Genomic DNA, 3,023 nt, shown 5'->3' on the forward strand with positions numbered 1-3,023 from the left:
AGCAACCGGTCGGCCTCCTCGGCGGTCAGCCGCTCGTGCGGCTCCTTGCGCAGCAGGCCCTTCAGGACCGGGTGCATCGCCGGAGGGATCCTCCGGTAGTCCGGCTCCTCGTTGAGCAGGGCGTTGAGCGTCGCCATGGGCTCGCCCCGCTCGAACGGCGAGCGGCCCACCAGCGTGGCGAAGAGCGTGGCGCCGAGCGACCACAGGTCCGAGGGCGGGCCGGCCTCGGCGGCGCGCACCCGTTCGGGGGCCAGGAAGCTCGGCGAGCCGGTGACCATGCCGGTCCTGGTCAGCGAGGATTCGCCCTCGGCGGTGGCGATGCCGAAGTCGGTGAGCACGGCCCGGCCGTCGTCGGCCAGCAGGATGTTGCTGGGCTTGACGTCGCGGTGCAGGATGCCGACGGCATGCGCGGCGCGCAGCGCGGACAGCACCTGCCTGCCCACGTCGGCCGCCTGCCGGATGGGCAGGGCGCCCGTCGTGGCGACGACCTCCTCGACGGAGGGGTGACGCACCAGCTCCATGATGATCCAGGGACGGCCGTCCTCCTCCACCACGTCGTAGATAGCGACGACCGAGGGGTGGTTGAGCCTGGCCGCCGTGCGGGCCTCGCGCGCCGTGCGGAGGAGCTGGCGCTCCTGGTCCGCGCGTGGCAGCCCGTCGGGCAGCAGCACTTCCTTGATCGCGATCTGCCGGTTGAGCAGCGTGTCGCGGCCTTCCCAGACCACGCCCATGCCACCGCGCCCCAGTTCGCGCAGTAACCGGTAACGCCCAGCGATCAGCGGCGTGCTTTCCGAAACCATGTCCTACCCCTGTAGACCACCCGATCAGTGGGCAAGTTTCCCATACATGACCTTGGTTCGCCGGGAGGTCGGCGAGGCCGCTTGCCACAGCTCACCGAATGTTGTTCTACTGAGCCGTGAGCCGACAGCTCGTTCTTTGAGGAGACGTTCATGTCAGAAGCCCGCCGGGGACCACTGGCCGGGGTGCGCGTGCTGGAGCTCGCCGGGCTCGCGCCGGGGCCGTTCGCCGGGATGATGCTGGCCGACCACGGCGCCGAGGTGCTGCGGGTGGACCGCGTCCCCAAGGTCTCCGACCGGCCGCGCTCGGACGTCATGGACCGCGGCAAGCGCAGCATCGGACTGGACCTGAAGTCGCCCGAGGGCGTGGCGGCGTTCAAGGAGTTGGCCGCGCGGGCCGACGTGGTCATCGAGGTGTTCAGGCCGGGCGTCGCCGAGCGGCTCGGCATCGGGCCGGACGACCTGCGCGCGGTGAACGAGCGGCTCGTCTACGGCCGGATGACCGGGTGGGGGCAGGAGGGCCCGCTCGCCACCGCCGCCGGGCACGACATCGACTACATCGCGATCTCCGGCGTGCTGTCGCTGCTCGGCCGCGCGGGCGAGCCCCCGACGCCACCGATCAACATCCTGGGCGACTTCGCCGGGGGCGGGCTCATGCTCGCCTACGGTGTGCTGCTCGCCCTCATCGAGCGGGAGCGGACCGGCCGCGGCCGGGTGATCGACGCGGCCATGGTCGACGGGTCCGCGCTGCTGTTCGCGATGTTCCACCACGCCGCGCAGAGCGGGTTCTGGGGGCCGCGCGGCACCAACCTGCTCGACACGGGCGCGCCGATGTACGACACGTACGAGACCGCCGACGGCGAGTACGTCGCGGTGGGGGCGCTGGAGCCGCAGTTCTGGGACGCCATGGTGACGCGCATGGAGCTGACGGACCTGCCCGACCGCGACGACAGGAAGCAGTGGCCCGCGCTGAAGGCCCGCCTGGCGGAGGCGTTCCGGTCGCGGACGCGGGCGGAGTGGGAGGCGGTGTTCGAGGGGTCGGACGCGTGCGTCGCGCCGGTGCTGTCCATGACGGAGGCGGCCGCCCACCCGCACAACGCGGCCAGGGGCGGCTTCGTCGAGGTGAACGGCGTGACCCAGCCGCGGCCCGCGCCGCGCCTGCTCGGCGTGCCCGACGCGGACCTGTCCCCCGCCACGAGGCTCGACGACCTGTCCTCCTGGGGACTGTCAGCCGAGGCCGCCGCGAAGCTCCGCTCCCAGGGCGTGCTCGCCTGACAGGGGGTGCTCGCCTGACACGTGCTCGCCTGACACCGCGCGGGGGGGCTGGTCGGCGCGGACGCGGGCGGCGCGGGCGAACTGGTCGTCGAAGCGGCGCGGGAAGGGCAGCAATCGGTGCTTGTGCCGGTACGGCGCCGCCTGCCGTACGACGTTGAACCCTGCGGCGGAGACGATCCGGCCGGCGGACCGGAACAGCGGCCAGGCCGGGCGGGCGTCGAGGTGGGCCACGTCGGCGGGCAGTCCGGGCGGCGCGGCGGGCGAGACCAGCACGAACACCGGGCTCAGTCCTTCGAGCGCGGCGGTCTCGCGGGCGTAGGCGACCAGGTCCATGACCTCGCCGGGCGGGCCCGCGTGCACGATCAGCCAGGCCCCGCGCAGCCGGTCACTCACGGGCGTGGCGGAGGGGGCGGGCGGGTCCGCGAGGGTGAGCGGGGTGACGGCACGGGAGACCGACCCTAGGAAGGCCAGGTGCGGGCCGGTGATCTCCTCGACGAGGTACGTCCGGTCGAAGCGCACCGGATCGTCCGGGATCAGCGGCCGGTAGGCGTCCCAGCGCAGCAGCCTGGCCAGGTGCACGACCCTGACGCCGGGCGGGACGGTCCGCCGGCTCAGCTCGCCGTCCAGCCCGGCCGGGAAGGCGTCCACGACCAGCTCGGACGCCCCGGGAAGCCGTTCCGGCCAGGCGGTCAGGATCTCGGCGGGCTCGCCTGGGTGGACCGTGTGCAGGTAGGCGCGCACGCGGGTGAGGTGCCCCAGCCCGCCGCCCCGGGCGTAACAGACGATCACAGCCCGGCGGTCTCGTGAAGGACCCGCAGGTAGCCATCGGTCTCGGCGGCCACCGTGAAATCGGCGAGCACCCGCTGGCGCGCGGCGGCGCCCAGCTTGGCGAGCCGCTCCTCCGTGGCGCGCGCGGCCCGGTCGACCGCCGCCCGGCAGTCGTGCGGGTCG

3 protein-coding genes are annotated in these 3,023 nt (G+C 73.6%); 1 reads left to right on the forward strand and 2 read right to left on the reverse strand.

The window, feature by feature from the left end; genetic code table 11:
- Positions 1-800: serine/threonine-protein kinase (locus tag DQW85_RS25260; protein WP_162795363.1), on the reverse strand; the 800-nt coding region annotated here is incomplete at its 3' end.
- A gap of 150 nt (positions 801-950) precedes the next feature.
- On the opposite strand from DQW85_RS25260, the gene DQW85_RS25265 reads away from it, so the two are divergent.
- Positions 951-2,072, forward strand: coding sequence for a CaiB/BaiF CoA transferase family protein (locus DQW85_RS25265; protein WP_113702469.1), 1,122 nt, complete (start codon positions 951-953; stop codon positions 2,070-2,072).
- Here DQW85_RS25265 and DQW85_RS25270 read toward each other — a convergent pair.
- Positions 2,025-2,861 (reverse strand): hypothetical protein, encoded by an 837-nt coding sequence (locus DQW85_RS25270; protein WP_205315393.1) that lies wholly within the window; start codon positions 2,859-2,861, stop codon positions 2,025-2,027. The two genes, DQW85_RS25265 and DQW85_RS25270, sit on opposite strands and share 48 nt — an antisense overlap.
- Positions 2,862-3,023 lie beyond the last annotated feature (162 nt).

Origin of the sequence: Nonomuraea lactucae, assembly GCF_003313395.1 — a bacterium.
GTDB lineage: Bacteria > Actinomycetota > Actinomycetes > Streptosporangiales > Streptosporangiaceae > Nonomuraea > Nonomuraea lactucae.

Bases quoted from the DNA above. Each gene is read 5' to 3' on its own strand.
- DQW85_RS25265 (WP_113702469.1), top strand. From the start codon at position 951: ATGTCAGAAGCCCGCCGGGGACCACTGGCCGGGGTGCGCGTGCTGGAG.